Origin of the sequence: Parvibaculum sp. (assembly GCF_049671045.1) — a bacterium.
In the GTDB taxonomy this organism is placed as follows: Bacteria; Pseudomonadota; Alphaproteobacteria; order Parvibaculales; family Parvibaculaceae; genus Parvibaculum.
This window is the reverse complement of the sequence record NZ_JBATUH010000130.1, coordinates 1-15,294: the sequence shown is the minus strand read 5'-3', so window position 1 is coordinate 15,294 and position 15,294 is coordinate 1. Positions and strand designations below refer to the sequence as shown.

14 protein-coding genes are annotated in these 15,294 nt (G+C 64.8%); 5 read left to right on the top strand and 9 right to left on the bottom strand.

What is annotated here, in order from left to right; all coding sequences use genetic code 11:
* Nucleotides 1–84 precede the first annotated feature (84 nt).
* Nucleotides 85–1,677 carry a peptide chain release factor 3 gene (locus tag WBG82_RS15475; protein WP_424425755.1) on the top strand — a complete coding sequence of 531 codons (1,593 nt, stop codon included), beginning with the start codon at nucleotides 85–87 and terminating at the stop codon, nucleotides 1,675–1,677.
* 59 nt (nucleotides 1,678–1,736) lie between these two features.
* Nucleotides 1,737–2,924, top strand: coding sequence for a mechanosensitive ion channel family protein (locus WBG82_RS15470; RefSeq protein WP_424425753.1), 1,188 nt, complete (start codon nucleotides 1,737–1,739; stop codon nucleotides 2,922–2,924).
* A 26-nt stretch (nucleotides 2,925–2,950) separates the two neighbouring features.
* Here WBG82_RS15470 and WBG82_RS15465 read toward each other — a convergent pair whose 3' ends face one another.
* Nucleotides 2,951–4,273 (bottom strand): aspartate aminotransferase family protein, encoded by a 1,323-nt coding sequence (locus tag WBG82_RS15465; protein ID WP_424425751.1) that lies wholly within the window; start codon nucleotides 4,271–4,273, stop codon nucleotides 2,951–2,953.
* Nucleotides 4,274–4,384: 111 nt separating this feature from the next.
* On the opposite strand from WBG82_RS15465, the gene WBG82_RS15460 reads away from it, so the two are divergent.
* The 3 genes from WBG82_RS15460 (at nucleotide 4,385) to WBG82_RS15450 (ending at nucleotide 7,145) form a co-directional block, all read left to right on the top strand.
* On the top strand, nucleotides 4,385–5,668 hold the full coding sequence (locus tag WBG82_RS15460; RefSeq protein ID WP_424425749.1) for a D-amino acid dehydrogenase: 1,284 nt from the start codon (nucleotides 4,385–4,387) through the stop codon (nucleotides 5,666–5,668).
* 162 nt (nucleotides 5,669–5,830) lie between these two features.
* Nucleotides 5,831–6,217: a TIGR01841 family phasin gene (gene phaP / locus WBG82_RS15455; protein ID WP_424425747.1), complete on the top strand. Its 387-nt coding sequence runs from the start codon at nucleotides 5,831–5,833 to the stop codon at nucleotides 6,215–6,217.
* A gap of 196 nt (nucleotides 6,218–6,413) precedes the next feature.
* Complete coding sequence (locus tag WBG82_RS15450) at nucleotides 6,414–7,145, top strand: hypothetical protein (RefSeq protein WP_424425745.1); 732 nt, start codon at nucleotides 6,414–6,416, stop codon at nucleotides 7,143–7,145.
* Here WBG82_RS15450 and WBG82_RS15445 read toward each other — a convergent pair.
* From WBG82_RS15445 to WBG82_RS15410, 8 genes are all read right to left on the bottom strand, one after another.
* On the bottom strand, nucleotides 7,142–7,660 hold the full coding sequence (locus WBG82_RS15445; protein WP_424425743.1) for a DUF934 domain-containing protein: 519 nt from the start codon (nucleotides 7,658–7,660) through the stop codon (nucleotides 7,142–7,144). The genes WBG82_RS15450 and WBG82_RS15445 overlap by 4 nt on opposite strands.
* Nucleotides 7,647–9,305 carry a nitrite/sulfite reductase gene (locus WBG82_RS15440; protein ID WP_424425741.1) on the bottom strand — a complete coding sequence of 553 codons (1,659 nt, stop codon included), beginning with the start codon at nucleotides 9,303–9,305 and terminating at the stop codon, nucleotides 7,647–7,649. Before WBG82_RS15440 ends, WBG82_RS15445 begins: the two co-directional genes overlap by 14 nt.
* 50 nt (nucleotides 9,306–9,355) lie before the next feature.
* Complete coding sequence (locus tag WBG82_RS15435; protein ID WP_424425739.1) at nucleotides 9,356–9,694, bottom strand: DUF2849 domain-containing protein; 339 nt, start codon at nucleotides 9,692–9,694, stop codon at nucleotides 9,356–9,358.
* Nucleotides 9,695–9,887: 193 nt separating this feature from the next.
* Nucleotides 9,888–10,685 (bottom strand): ABC transporter permease, encoded by a 798-nt coding sequence (locus tag WBG82_RS15430; RefSeq protein WP_424425737.1) that lies wholly within the window; start codon nucleotides 10,683–10,685, stop codon nucleotides 9,888–9,890.
* Nucleotides 10,678–11,454 (bottom strand): ABC transporter ATP-binding protein, encoded by a 777-nt coding sequence (locus tag WBG82_RS15425; protein ID WP_424425735.1) that lies wholly within the window; start codon nucleotides 11,452–11,454, stop codon nucleotides 10,678–10,680. Before WBG82_RS15425 ends, WBG82_RS15430 begins: the two co-directional genes overlap by 8 nt.
* 52 nt (nucleotides 11,455–11,506) lie before the next feature.
* Complete coding sequence (locus WBG82_RS15420) at nucleotides 11,507–12,550, bottom strand: ABC transporter substrate-binding protein (RefSeq protein ID WP_424425733.1); 1,044 nt, start codon at nucleotides 12,548–12,550, stop codon at nucleotides 11,507–11,509.
* 274 nt (nucleotides 12,551–12,824) lie between these two features.
* A complete protein-coding gene (locus tag WBG82_RS15415; RefSeq protein WP_424425731.1) occupies nucleotides 12,825–13,019 on the bottom strand; it encodes a hypothetical protein in 195 nt (64 codons plus the stop codon).
* Between the two features lie 359 nt (nucleotides 13,020–13,378).
* Nucleotides 13,379–15,172 (bottom strand): ABC-F family ATP-binding cassette domain-containing protein, encoded by a 1,794-nt coding sequence (locus WBG82_RS15410; RefSeq protein WP_424425729.1) that lies wholly within the window; start codon nucleotides 15,170–15,172, stop codon nucleotides 13,379–13,381.
* Nucleotides 15,173–15,294 lie beyond the last annotated feature (122 nt).

Genomic DNA, 15,294 nt, shown 5'->3' with positions numbered 1-15,294 from the left:
GCGCATCCTGTCACGATGTCGCGCCGGGTGACAGGCGGAAGCAGTTGAAGTAGGGTCCGGCCCCAAACCGGACTGGAGACGAACTTGAGCACGACTGCGGACGAAGTCGGCAAGCGCCGGACCTTCGCCATCATCTCGCACCCCGACGCGGGCAAGACCACGCTGACCGAAAACCTGCTCTATATGGGCGGGGCGATCCATCTTGCCGGTCAGGTGAAGGCGCGCGGCGACACGCGGCGCGCCCGCTCCGACTGGATGAAGATCGAGCAGGAGCGCGGCATCTCCGTCTCCTCCGCCGTCATGACCTTCGAGTTCGGCGGCGCCATCTGCAACCTGCTCGATACGCCCGGCCACGAGGATTTCTCGGAAGACACCTACCGCACGCTGACGGCGGCCGATTCCGCCATCATGGTCATCGACGCGGCGAAGGGCATCGAGACGCAGACGCTCAAGCTCTTCGAGGTGTGCCGCCTGCGCGACGTGCCGATCATCACCTTCATCAACAAGATCGACCGCGAAGGGCAGAGCCCCTTCGATCTCATGGACGAGATCGCGACGAAGCTCGCGCTCGATACGGCGCCGATGATCTGGCCCATGGGCATGGGCGGCCTTCTCAAGGGCATCTTCGACCCGGAGCGCGACCGTTTCGTTCCCTATGAGCGGCCGGGCGGCGACAGGGACGGGCATGAGCCCGAGAGCGTCCCGGGCAGCGAGGTCGGGAAATATATGAGCCCCGAGGAGCTTGCCGCCTATCGCGAGGAAATGGAGATCGCGCGCGAAGGATCGCCCGCCTTCGACCTCGAGGCCTATCGCGCCGGCCATCTGACGCCGGTCTATTTCGGCAGCGCCCTGAGGAAGCTCGGCGTGCGCGAGCTTCTCAACGCCGTGGTGAGCTATGCGCCGCCGCCGCGGCCGCAGCCTTCCTCGCTGCGGCTGGTCGAGCCGGCCGAGCCCAAGGTGTCAGGCTTCGTCTTCAAGGTGCAGGCGAATATGGACGCCAACCACCGCGACCGCATCGCCTTCATGCGCATCTGCTCGGGCAAGTTCAAGCGCGGCATGCGCCTCAGGCTCTCGAGCTCCGGCAAGACCATCGGCATCCACAATCCGACGCTCTTCTTCGCGCAGGATCGCGAGCTGGTGGACGAAGCCTTTGCGGGCGACATCATCGGCATCCCCAACCATGGCACCATCCGCGTCGGCGACACGCTGACCGAAGGCGAGGCCATGACCTTCACCGGCATTCCGAATTTCGCGCCGGAAATTCTCCGCCGCGTGCGCCTCGACGATCCGATGAAGGCGAAGCACATGCGCCGCGCGCTCGAAAGCCTTGCGGAAGAAGGCGTGACGCAGGTCTTCAAGCCCCATATCGGCGCGAACTGGATCGTCGGCGTCGTCGGCCCCCTGCAGCTCGAAGTGCTCGCGGCGCGCATCGAGGCGGAATACGACGTCCATGTGCATTTCGAGCCCGCGCCCTTCGAGACGGCGCGCTGGCTGACGGCGGAAGACCCCGCGGAACTCAAGCGGTTTGTCGATGCCCATCGCGGCAATCTCGCCGAGGATCGCGACGGCGCGCCCGTCTTCCTTGCGAAGAGCAACTGGGAGCTCGGCTACACGGCCGAGAAGTGGCCGCATGTCCGCTTCTCCGCAACGCGCGAGCGCACGCCAGTCGTGGCATAGGCGCGCGCGATCCTGCTGCCCCAAATTCATGCCCGAATTCATGGAGGTGAGACGGACTGATGACGAGTAGCGTTCTGTCGGATTTCGGAGACTTCTGGCGTCTTGTTGTCGATGTCTGGGAAACGGGCGTGTTCGGCCGCAGCATCGGAGAACTTCTGACAGCCGCCACCATCTTCGCCGTCTTCTTCGCGCTGCGCGGGCTCTTCACGCGCTACGTCCTCGCGGTCGCGGAGCGCTGGACGGCACGGACATCCAACATATTCGACGACGCGCTGCGCCACGCCATTGCCGGGCCGCTTCAGTTTCTCTTTCTGGTGCTCGGGATCTTCTTCACCACCCAGTATCTGGATTTTTCCGGCAAGACGGAGCTTCTGGCCGAGAACGTCAATCGTTCACTCATCGTGATCGCCATATTCTGGGGACTGAGGAATGCCATAACGCCCATCGGCAGGTTGCTGAGCGGCTTCAACCACATTCTCACGCCCGAGATCACCCATTGGCTGATCACCGGCGGGCGCGTCGGCATTCTGCTCGTCGGCGGAGCGACCGTATTGCAGATCTGGGGCATACAGGTCGCGCCGATCATTGCGGGACTTGGGCTTTTCGGCGTTGCGGTGGCGCTCGGCGCGCAGGATCTCTTCCGCAATCTCATCGGCGGAATTTCCATCCTGCTCGAGCGGCGCTTCGGCATTGGCGACTGGATCAAGGTCGATGGCGTGGTCGAGGGCACGGTCGAGAAGATCGGCTTCCGCTCGACGCTGGTGCGCCGCTTCGACAAGGCGCCCGTCTATGTGCCGAACCAGAAGCTCTCCGACAATGCCGTCACCAATTTCAGCGCGATGACATATCGGCGCGTCTCCTGGACCATCGCACTCGAATATCGCACGACGCATGACCAGCTTCGCCGCATCCGCGACGGCATCGAAGCCTTTCTGATGGAGCATGAAGCCTTCGTGCAGCCGCCCGAGGCGGCGCTCTTCGTGCGGATCGACGCGTTCCGGGAATCGTCGATCGACCTCATGATCTATTGCTTCACGCGCACGACGGTTTGGGGCGAGTGGCTGGAGCTCAAGGAGGAGCTTGCCTATAGCGTCAAGGAAATCGTCGAGCGGGAAGGCGCAGCCTTCGCCCTGCCGGGGCGGTCGATCTATGTCGAGGCCGTTGCGCCCCGTCCCGAGGAGATCGCGACGGAACGGAGCGCGAAGGTGGAGATCGGCGCGCCGCGGCGCGCGGCCGCCGGCGAATAGGAAGCCGGCCCGGCGCGCGATCTGCGTCAGCCCTTCATGCTCTGCACGGTCTTGTCGATGGCGACTTTCAGGGTCTCGGCGATGCGGTCGAGTTCGCTGTCCTCGACGGTGAAGGCCGGGCCGATGCAGATGATGTCGCGCACCGCGCCCGTGCCGCCGCCATAGAAGAAGACGCCTTCCCGCAGACCCGCCGCGACGACGCGGCCCGATACCTGCGCTTCGAGCGGGAAGGGCTCCAGCGTCTCGCGATCCTTGACGATCTCGATGCCGCGCAGGAGGCCGCGCCCGCGAAGCTCGGCGACATTGGGGTGCTGGCCGAGCAGGGCGGAGAGGCGCGCGCCGAGCGCTTCGCCCTTTTCCGCCGCGCGCTTCACCAGTTCCTCGCGCTCCATTATCTCGAGCACCTTGTCGGCGGCGGCGCAGGCGGCCGGATGCCCGCCATAGGTGTAGAACATCAGCGCCTCACCCTTCGCGGCAAGCGGCGCGACGACGGCATCGGTCGCGAAGACCCCGACGATGGGCGCATAACCGCCCGCGAGCCCCTTGCCCGCGAACATGATGTCCGGCTCGAGGCCATAATGCTCGGCAGCGAAGCGCTTGCCGGTGCGGCCGAAGCCGACCATGACTTCATCGGACACGATGAGAATGCCGTGGCGGCGGCAGATCTCCTGCACCATCGGCCAGTAGCGCGGTCCCGGCTCGATGGCGCCGCCCGACGAGCCGTTGAGAGGCTCGCCGACAAAGGCGGCGATCGTCTCCGGCCCCTCGCGCAGGATGAGGTCTTCTAGCGCCCTGGCCGCGTGAATGTCGAAATCGGGATGGTCGCGCCCGAGCGGCGAACGGAGCGCATAGGGCGTCGGCGCATGGAGCACATGCGGCATCACGCTTTCAAAGCCTGTCTTGCGCGCGACGTGCCCGCCGACAGCAAGAGTGAGGGCGGTGGTGCCGTGATAGGAAATTTCGCGGCCAATGATCTTTGTACGTTCCGTTTCGCCCTTGGCCTGGAAATGCTGGATGGCGAGCTTGATGGCGGCATCGCCCGCCTCGGAGCCGCCGCTGGCGAGCCAGACGCGCGTCAGATGCGGCGGCAGCCAGCTTCCGCGCAAGCGTTCGACGAGGCGTTCGCGCTCCGGCGTGACGAAGGGCGGCACGGCATAGGTCATTGACACCATGGCGGCGGCCGCTGCATCCGCCACCTCGCGCCGTCCATGTCCTATGTTGGATACGATGGCGCCGCCCGATGCGTCGAGAATCGTGCCACCATTTTTCAGGTGCAGCGTGCGTCCTTCGGCGTGGGAGAGATCGATGGTGAAGCGGGCGGGTACGAAAGGCCAGATAGCGTCGGACATGGGAACTCCAGCGGCGGGAATCGAAAGACCTGTCATTATGACGCATGGGGGGCCCCGCTTCCATGAGGCCTCGTGTCCGGTTAGAGTGAAAGCCTACCCGGAGGTTCCATTTTGAGAGTCCTCGTCATCGGCGCCGGCATTGTCGGCGTTACAACGGCTTATGAGTTTGCAGAGCGCGGCCATGACGTGACGCTGCTCGAAAGGCGAGAGGGCGCCGGCCTCGAAACGAGCTACGCCAATGGCGCGCAACTTGGCGCGGGCGAGGTTACGCCCTGGCCAGGACCTGAAGTCCCCCTCCTTGCCCTGCGCTGGATGGGCAGGCCCGACGGACCCTTCCGCCTGCGGGTAAAGCCCGACCCCGAACAATGGATCTGGCTCTGGCGCTTCCTCCTGCGCTGCCGCAATTCGGCGCGCGAGGAGCGCGTGCTGCCGAACCTGCAACTGGCGCTCTACACGCGAGCGCGGATGGACGCGGTCGCGGAGAAGTTCGAGGCGCAGGGCACGCCGATCCTTTTCGATGAGGAACGCGCGGGGATTCTCCAGATCTTCCATTACGACCGCTCGTTCAAGGAGGCCGTAGAGGGCGCCGATGTGATGCGGCGCGCGGGCCTCGAGCAGCGCGTCCTCTCGGCGCGGGAATGTGTCGATATCGAGCCCGCGCTCGGGCCCGCCTATCAGCGCGGCGGCATCAAGGGCGCGCTCTATTGCGAGACAGACCGGACGGGCGACGCCTATCTCTATACGAAGGCGCTTGCCGAAGGCGTCACGCGCATGGGCGTCCGCTTCGTGACCGGCGTCGAGGTGGAGCGTTTCGAGGCGCGGGGCGACAAGGTCGCGGGCGTCCGGACGAAGGACGCGCTCTATGAAGGCGACATCGTGGTGCTCGCCGCCGGCGTCGGCTCCGCCGCGCTCGCCCGGCAGACGGGCGTGCGGATTCCCGTCTATCCGCTCAAGGGCTATTCGGTGACCCTGCCCGTGGGCTCCGGCGTCGCGCCCCATGCGAGCGTGACCGACGAGGCCCGCAAGATCGTGGTCAGCCGGCTCGGCAACCGTGTACGGATCGCCGGAACGGCCGAGGTCTGCGGCTATGACACGAAGATCGAGATGGCGCGCGCGCGCTCCGTGCTCGACGGCGCGCTCGATTTCATGCCCCAGTTGAGCGACGTCGCGGACAAGGCGGAATACTGGACGGGCCTGCGCCCGATGAGCCCCGATGGCAGCCCCATCATTGGCCAGGCGGGGCGCTATTCGAATGTCTATCTGAACACCGGGCACGGATCGCTCGGCTGGACCCTGGCCTCGGGCAGCGCCGCGGCCCTTGCCGACCTGGTCTGCGGCAGCACGCCGCAGATCGACCTAACTCCTTTCAGGCTCAAGAGATTCGCCTTCGTGTGAGCGGCGGTCGGGCGCCGTCGCAGCCAATTTTTGTGCATTGCACAAAATCCCCTTGACGCTAGGGCCGCAGCCTCTTATTTCATTGTGCAACGCACCAATCCGAAGCTGGATTGTGCAGCGCACTGCTGTGAGGGCGGTGCCAACGCAATGAGGAGATGGACGATGACGGAAGCGACCACGACCCCGAAGGCCCGCAAGACCACGAAAGCCAAGCCGAAGGCCGCGAAGGCTGCCAATGCCCGCGCCTCCAAGGCGAAAGCCGCGCCGAAGGCCCCGAAGAAGACCCCGATCGAGCTTGCCTCGGGCATCATCACTGAACTGACCCGCACCAATTTCGAGCAGACCGTCGAGACGGCGAAGGCCGTCCTGAAGTCGGGTGACATCCGCTCCGCGGTCGAGCTGCAGAACGAATTCCTCCGCGCCGCCTTCAAGCGCAATCTCGAGGCTGCCCGCGAGATCAATGAGATCGCCGTCACCGCCGTGCGCGAAGCGGTCGGCCCCTATGCCGAAAAGTTCACGGAGGCGGTGGAGCGCGTCCGCGCCGCCTGATCCGGCGTTTCTTCCTCCCTTCTCAAGTCCTGTTGCGTAGAGGCCCGGCGTTCGAGAGAGCCCGGGCTTCTTTCTTTCCGTTTTCCGCCTTTACCCGGAGCTAACTGGCCGGGAGCTAGGCTGGTCGCGACGCGGAAGATGGGCGGGTTCCATGCGACGGTTCAGGCGGAGAACGTTATTCTCGAGAGGAATGGGCATGGCGGCTCTCGCCGCGCTCCTTCTCGGCGCCTGCGCGCAGGAGCCCGATTTCGGCCGCTACCGGCCGGGGCTCCTCGAACGGCTGGACGCCGCCTCGAACGATGGGACGCCCGATGCGGCCACTCTCGCTCCGACGGGCGCCGAGCGTGATCTCAGGACCATGGCGGCGAACCTTTCGGCCGAGCGGCCCGCGCCGGACAATGCGCATCTCTGGGGCATCGCCCAATGGGCCGCGAAGCCGGCGGATGATGGAACGCCGGCGAGCCTTCGCTATTACAAGCGGCTGCGCGCGCAGCACCCGACGAGCCCGGCCTCGCTTCTCAACGCGCTTGCAGGCGACATTCAGGCCGACACGATGGACATGGACCGCTTCGCGGCGATCTGCGGGGAAGTGATTGCGGCGGACCGCGCCCGCAGCACGGAGCTTCTGGGGCAGGGGGCTTCCGTCTCGGCGGTGAGCTATGACGGGCCTTCCGCCTTTGCCGGCGTTCGCGCGCGCATCGACGAGAATGGTCGCATCATCGGGCAGACCGCGAATATTCTCGCCTCGCGTCTCGTCGGCTACAGGACCGCGCTCGCACATGCGCGGATAGATGCTCCGTCACCGGAATATCTTGCCGTGGTCGAGGCGGCCATCGACGATATGGAAGCGCGCATGGCGCTCATCGACCGTATGTCAGTGAGCCATGAGGGCGTTATCGCCGCGCTTCGCGGCGGGGCGGCCGGTTAGCTCGCCGCAGCCGCCGCCGCGCGCGCCGCAAGGCGCTGCCGGAGCGAGAGCACGGTTTCGCGTCCGTCGCTCGCCGGCTGATAGGTGTAGGTGAAGGCGCCGACCGCCTCCTTGTACATCTCGGGCGTGATGCTCGAGGCGACTTCGAGCGCATCGAAGCCGCAGCGCACCATGTAGAAGAACTGGTCGCGCAGCACATTGCCGACCGCGCGCACCTCGCCCTTGTAGCCATAGCGTTCGCGCAGGAGCCGCGCATAGGAATAGGCGCGGCCGTTGCGATAGGCAGGAAACTCCAGCGCGACGACATCGAAATGGCCGAGATTTTCGGCGATGAGCGACGGCTCCTCGCCGCTCTTCAGCCGCACGCCGAGGGGCAGCCCGCGCGCGATGAGCGCGTTCTGCTCCTTCTGCCAGCGCGCGAGGCTGACAATGGCCGGACCCTCGGGGAGGGGATCCTCGTCGCCCACATGCGTCCAGCCATCGGCGATGAAGTTGCCGTTCTTAATGAGCTGCATAAAGCGTCTCCTTGAAAGGCTGCAAGCCGACGCGCCGATAGGTGTCGATGAAAATCTCGCCTTCGTTGCGAAGCTTGAGATAGGTCTCGACGATCGTCTCGATCGCATCGACGATCTCGCCCTCGTTGAAAGCGGGGCCGACGACGTCGCCAAGCGCCGCCTTCTCGTCCGCCGCTCCGCCGAGCGTCACCTGGTAATATTCGACGCCCTTCTTGTCGACGCCGAGAATGCCGATATGGCCGACATGGTGGTGGCCGCAGGCATTGATGCAGCCCGACATGTTGATGTGCAGGCGGCCGATCTCGTGCTGGCGCTTCAGATCGGCGAAACGCTCGGAAATGCGCTCGGCGATCGGGATGGAGCGCGCATTGGCGAGCGTGCAGTAATCGAGGCCGGGGCAGGCGATCTGATCGGTGATGAGACCGGAATTGGGTATCGCCAGTTCGGCCGCGTCGAGCGCCTTCCAGACCTCGTAGAGATCCTTCTTGCGCACATGGGCGAGCGTCAGGTTCTGCTCATGCGCGACGCGGATTTCGGAGAAGGCGTATTTGTCGGCGATGTCGGCGATTGCTTCCATCTGCTCCGAGGTGCAGTCGCCCGGCGTCTTGCCGATGGGCTTCAGCGTGACATTGACGATGGCGTAGCCAGGCATGCGGTGCTTCACGACATTGGTGCGCACCCAGTCGGCGAACTTCTCGTCGCGCGCGACGGCCTCGTCGAGTTCCGGCGTGTCGTCCGAAAGCGTCTCGAAAGGCGGCGGGGCGAAATAGGCCCTGATGCGCTCGACTTCCTCCTCGGGAAGCTGAAGCGTGCCCTGCTTGCGGATTTCCTCGAACTCCGCGTCGCACTGGCGCTTCATTTCCTCGGCGCCGATTTCATGCACGAGGATCTTGATGCGTGACTTGTAGAGATTGTCGCGGCGTCCATACATGTTGTAGACGCGCAGGATCGCCTCGAGATAGGCGAGCAGGTCTTCGCGGGCGACGAAGTCCGCGATCTTCTTGCCGATGATCGGCGTGCGCCCGAGGCCGCCGCCGACCCAGATCTCATAGCCGACTTCGCCCGCCGCATTGCGGACGACCTGAATGCCGATGTCGTGCACGCGGATCGCGGCGCGGTCATGCTCGGTCGCGGAGACGGCGATCTTGAACTTGCGCGGCAGGAACGAGAATTCCGGGTGGAAGGTCGACCACTGGCGGATGATCTCGCAGATCACGCGCGGGTCCTCGATCTCGTCGCCGACGGCGCCCGCATACTGATCGGATGTCGTGTTGCGGATGCAGTTGCCGGACGTCTGGATGCAGTGCATCTCGACCGAAGCAAGCTCCTCCAGAATGTCGGGCACGTCCTTCAGCGCCGGCCAGTGGAGCTGGAGGTTCTGGCGCGTGGTGAAGTGGCCATAGCCGCGGTCATAGCGGCGCGCGATGTCGCCGAGCTTGCGAAGCTGGCGCGAGGAGAGGGTGCCATAGGGAATGGCGATCCGCAGCATGTAGGAGTGAAGCTGCAGATAGACGCCGTTCATGAGCCTCAGCGGCTTGAAGTCGTCTTCCGGCAGTTCGCCCGAAAGGCGGCGCGCCACCTGTCCGCGAAACTGCGCGACGCGCTCCGTTACGAGGCTGTGATCGAATTCGTCATACCGGTACATGAATGGTCCTTGCCTTGCCGATGGCGTGCCGAAGTTGGAGGCGCGAGGGCTCAGGCGTGAACGCCTTCGAGTTCCGCCTGCTTGCCGAGATCGCGCCGCACGGTCGGACCGGCCTGGCGGATCGTCTCGCGCACGCTGGCGGCGCGAATGCCTTGATCGGTCTTTTCGACTTCAAAGAGATAGACGTCGAGAACGTAGTTCTCGGGCATGAAGAAGGCTTCGCCGCGCGCGAGAAGGGCCTCGGCCTCTTCCTTGCCGTCGGCGACCTGGGCGTCCTGAAGGGATTCCGACCAGCGGTTGTCGGCCGTGAGATAGACCACGACCCCGTCCGTCAGGCGGTTGGCCGTCACGGCCTGAAACTGGGCACCCTTGCGGGAATGCTGAGCCACAGGCTCCTCCTCTGAACCAGATTGCGCCCGTCGCGGCGCAAAGAGCGCGGCCCCTGAGGGGCCTCCGTCCAATCGCCGGTAACATGGGGTTTTTTACAAAGCGCGTCAACCGTTGTGTAAAAATTTGATATTGTCGATAAAAAGACGTGAAATATGGAAAGTATGAGTGAAATCATAGGTTTCGTATGCGGACTCAGGCTTCGCGCCGGATGGCGCTCTCATGCCAGCGGCGGAGCAGCAGGTGCTCCACGAATGAGAGGCCGAAGAAAATACAAATTCCTAGCGTGGAAAGGAGGAGAAGCGCCGCGAACATCTTGGGAATGTCGAGGCGGTTGCCGGCCTCGATGATGCGCCAGGCAAGGCCCGTCGAGGCGCCGGACCCGGCCACGAACTCGGCCACGACCGCGCCGATGAGCGCGAGCCCGCCGGAAATCTTCATGCCGCCGAGGATATAGGGAAGGGCGGAGGGGAGCTGCAGCTCGGTCAGCACCTGCCAGCGGCTCGCGCCATAGAGCCGGAAAAGGTCGCGCAGATTGTGGTCGGTGGAGCGCAGGCCGAGCGTCGTGTTGGAAAGGATGGGGAAGAAGGCGACGATCCAGGCGATGATGAGCAGCGCCAGTTGCACGCGGTCGAAGCCGACCCAGATCAGGATGAGCGGCGCGATGGAGACGACCGGCGTCACCTGCAACACGACCGCATAGGGAAAGAGCGCCATCTCGACGGTGCGGCTCTGCGCGAAAAGAATGGCGAGGCCGACGCCGCCGACAACCGCGAGCAGGAAGGCCGCGATGGTGACGCCGAGCGTGATCCAGAGCGAGCCCATGAGAGATGTGAAATTGTCGGCGAGGCTCGCGGCGATGACGCTCGGAGCGGGCAGCACGAAGGCAGGCACCGCATAGGCGCGCACCAGCGCCTCCCACATGGCGAGGAAAAGGGCGCCGACGAGAAGCGGCACCAGAATGCGCAGGAGCCGCGAGCGCTCGTCAGCCATGGTTCGCCATTCCTTCTCTCAACGCGGCCGACACCTCCGAGCAATGGGCGAGATAGTCCGTCGACTCCCGGAAGGCGCGGCCGCGCGGAAACGGCGCGCCGATGGGAATGTCGCGCAGTATGCGCCCCGGCCGCGCGCCCATGACGAGCACGCGCTCGGAGAGATAGACGGATTCATAGACGCTGTGGGTGACGAAGATGACGGTCCAGTTCTGCCCCGACCAGAGATCTATGAGATCGTCATCGAGTTTCTCGCGGGTGAATTCGTCGAGCGCGGCGAAGGGCTCGTCCATCAGCAGCACCGGCGGCTCGGTGACGAGGGCGCGCGCGATGGAAACGCGCATCCGCATGCCGCCCGAAAGCTCGCGCGGGAAGGCGGCGGCGAAATCGGCAAGCCCCACGCGGGAGAGCGCATCCATGATGCGCGGCTCCGCTTCGGCGCGCGCGACGCCCTTGAGCTTGAGCGGCAGATAGACATTCTCGAAGACGCGCGCCCAGGGCATGAGCGTTGCGTCCTGAAAGACGAAGCCGATATCGGCCGGCCGCGCGCCGCCCGAGGCGGGCCAGCCGATCGTGCCGGCGCTCGGCTCGATGAGCCCCGCGATCATGCGAAGAAGCGTGCTCTTGCCGCAGCCCGAGGGGCCGACCAGCGACACGAAGGAGCCGCGGGCAATGGCCGCGCTCACGCCGTCGAGCGCGAGCGTGCCGCTGCCATAGGTCTTGGCGACGCCTTCGAGGGAGATCAGGGTCTGGCGCTTTGTCGCGGTCATGCCGGTTTCTTCGTTTCTTTCTTCTTTTACCCCGGATGACGAAAGCGGGAATTCACTTTCCCGTCAGTTCCTTCTTGAGGTCGAGACCGACGCCGCGATTGACGAATTCAAGCGTATAGGCCTTGTGGTAGTTGAGCCCCTTGGGGAAAACGCCGGCCTCCGACATGGTGTCGTAGAATTCCTGCCAGCGCTTGTCCGTCATCGCGCCGATGCCGAGTGTCTCCGTGTCTCCTGAATCGACGATGCCATGCTCCTTCATCGTCGCTATCGCATGGGTGAGAAGGTCATCCGTCATTTCCGGATTGTCCTTCTTGATGAGCGCGTTCGCGGGCGAGGGATCGCCATAGAGATAGTCGATCCAGCCGCGGATACTCGCATCGACGAATTTCTGAACCAGCTCGGGGTTCTCGTCGATCATGTCGTCTCGCGTCATGATGAAGGCGGCATAGCCCGGATATCCGTAGTCGGACAGAAGGAAGACCTGCGGCTTGAACTTCGCCTCGCGCTCGATCGTATAGGGCTCGGAGGAAAGATAGCCCTCCTGGATCGCCTTGGGATCGGTGATGAAGGGCGCGAGGTTGAAAGTGTATTTGCGGATCTGATCGTCGGTGAAGTCGTACTTCACTTTCAGCCACTGCCAGAAGGCGCTCGTCGTCGCATCCGATACCATGATGGGCTTGCCCTTCATGTCGGCGATGGATTTCACATCGTCGCGCGGATGCGTGATGAGAACCTGCGGGTCCTTCTGGAAGCTCGCCATGACGGCGCGGAGGTTCGCATTGGCGACGACGGCGTTCAGCGGAATGAAGCTGTTCGAGCCCATGCCGAACTGAACCGTATCAGTCGCGAGAAGCTGCGGCACGTTCACGCCGGGGCCGCCCTGCTGGATGACGACATCGAGGCCGGCATCCTTGTAATAGCCCTTGGCGAGCGCCTGATAGAAGCCGCCATGCTCGGCCTGCGCCTTCCAGTCGGTCGCGAAGACGACGCGCGTGCCCTCGCCCGTGCCGCGATCGGCGGGCCTGATCGCCAGAACGGCAACGATGGCGACGAGAACCAGAGCGGCGAGACCGCCGATGATCAGATTGCGATTCATGATGTGCCCCCCATGGAGTGCGATACGCGACATTGCGAGCGGATTCGCGGACGCGCACGGACTTTTGAACGAAGCGCATGATTTGTCCAGACGATCCGCCGGACCATGCGTCGGATTCGCTTCCTCCGTTGGGGACGGATGCTAACAGCGCAGGGAGGGGAGGGCTACACCGATGGGCTTCAGGCGCCCGCCTTGCTGGCAAGGAGAAGGATGAACGCGATGTGGACGATGCCGGCGCCGACGAGCGTTGCCGAGATCCAGTAGAGCGAGTTCTTCATGGGCTGGTTCCCGTCTCGCCACCTTGGGGCAGGAAATCGCGTAGCACATAGGCCGCACGGGAATAAGGGTTTTCGCTGGTCGCGCTTGCGGTGCCGCTGGCGGTCACGAAGTAAAGCGCGAGCAACGCGGACCCCGCGCCCAGAATGACCGCGAGGCTCGCCGACACCACCAGTTTGAACAGAAACTTCACGCGACACGACTCCGCGCTTGCCCGCCCTTCATCCAACAGGAGGCGGGCCGGGCCGTCAAAGGGAATGGCGCGGCGTGGTTAATCCCGGCGCCTGTCGGGGACCGTCATGCCGGACCTGATCCGGCATCCATCTTCCTGTGGTGCGCTTGGCAAAGAGGGACCCCGGATCAAGTCCGGGGTGACAGTCTCGTTTTGTGACGAGCGCGTTTGTTTCCACCGTCATGCCGGACTCGATCCGGCATCCATCTTCCTGTGGTGTGCTTGGCAAAGAGGGACCTCGGACCAAGTCCGGGGGTGACAGTCTCGTTTTGTGACGAGTGCATTTGCCTCAACGTCATGCCGGACGCCAGAACGGCGGCTCAGCCGCCTGCGAGTGTCTCGCGCTTCAGTTCGATCTCCAGCCAGCTTTCCTCCGCCTCGGCGAGTTCCGACTTGAGCGCGTCGTGGCGGGCGGTGATGCGCGCGAAAGCCGCCGGATCGCGAGCATAGAGGTTCGGGTCGGCAAGCTCGGCCTCGAGCTTTTCGATCTCGGCCTGGAGCTTCGGCATCTTCGCGCCAAGCTCTTCGAGAAGGCGCGTTTCCTTGTAGCTGAGCTTGGTCGCGGCCCGTGCCCGCTCGGGCTTCGCTTCCGGCGCGGGCGCGGGCTTCGTGGCAGCGAGCCTTGCCGGAGCGCGCGCTTCCATGAAACGCAGATAGTCGGAATAGCCGCCCGGATACTCCTCCGCCTCGCCCGAGCCATCGAGCGCGATGACGGAACTGACGACGCGATCGAGGAAGTCGCGGTCATGGCTCACCAGCAGAACGGTGCCTTCATATTCCGCAAGCATTTCCTGAAGGAGATCGAGCGTCTCCATGTCGAGATCGTTGGTGGGCTCGTCGAGAACGAGAAGGTTCGAGGGCCTGGCGAGCGCACGGGCAAGAAGAAGCCGGCACTGCTCGCCGCCTGAAAGCGCCTTCACGGGCTGGCGCGCCTGCGCCTCGCGGAAAAGGAAGTCGCGCAGATAGGAGACGACATGGCGCGGCCGGCCGCGCACCATGACCTGATCGCCGCCGCCTTCGCAGAGCGTCTGCCAGAGCGTCGCTTCCGGGTCGAGCGAGGCGCGCGACTGATCGACGATGATGGGCGTAAGGTTCGTACCAAGACGGATTTTCCCGCTGTCAGGCGCAAGGTCGCCCATCAACATCTTGAGCAGCGTGGACTTGCCCGCGCCGTTGGGGCCGATAATTCCGATCTTGTCGCCGCGCAGAATGCGCGTCGAGAAATCGCGGATGATGACGCGCTCGCCGAAGCTCTTGGAAATATGTTCCGCCTCGATGACGAGCGTACCGGACGACTGGCCCGTTTCGACGGCGAGGGCGGCGCGGCCCGCGCGCTCGATCTGCCGGGCGCGTTCCTCGCGCAGCGCATGGAGGCGGCGAAGCCGGCCCTGATTGCGCCTGCGGCGCGCGCTGATCCCTTCGCGCGACCATTGCGTTTCCTGCTCGATAAGGCGGTCGAGCTTCTGCTGCACGACTTCCTCGTCGGCAAGAATCTGCTCCGACCATTCCTCGAACTGCGCGAAGCCCTTGTCGAGGCGGCGCACCGTGCCCCGGTCGATCCAGAGACAGCCCGCGGCGAGGCGGCGCAGAAAGGCGCGGTCATGGCTGATGAGGACGAAGGCGCCGCGGAACTGGGCGAGGCGGCCTTCGAGCCACTCGATCGAGGGAAGGTCGAGATGGTTCGTCGGCTCGTCGAGAAGAAGAATGTCCGGCGCATCGGCAAGCACGCGCGCAAGCGCCGCCTTGCGACCCTCGCCGCCGGAGAGCGTCGCCGTCGTCTTGCCGGGATCGAGGCCAAGCTCGCCGAGCACGGCTTCCGCCTCATGCGGCGCGGCGCCGCCCGCCGTCACATAATCGAGAACGCTCGTCGCGCCCGCGAAATCGGGCATCTGCGAAAGATAGGCGACGCGCGTGCCGGGCTGAAGAAAGCGCTCGCCGCCATCGGGCTCGACGAGGCCGCCCGCGATCTTCAGAAGCGTGGACTTGCCAGCCCCGTTGCGCCCGACAAGGCAGAGCCGGTCGCCGGGGCCGATGGCAAAGCCCGCCCCGTCGATCAGAACCTGATCGGCGAATGCGACGCGAATGTCGCGCAATGCGAGAAGGGGCGGGGCCAAGGCTTGTTTCCGGAAATTCCTCAAGGCCCGCTATATGGCGCATCGGCGCCCGCGAGGCAATGGCGCGGGAGGGCGTCTCGCTCAGCGCGGGCGGCCGCCGCTGGGCTGAAGCGTCTCGCCGC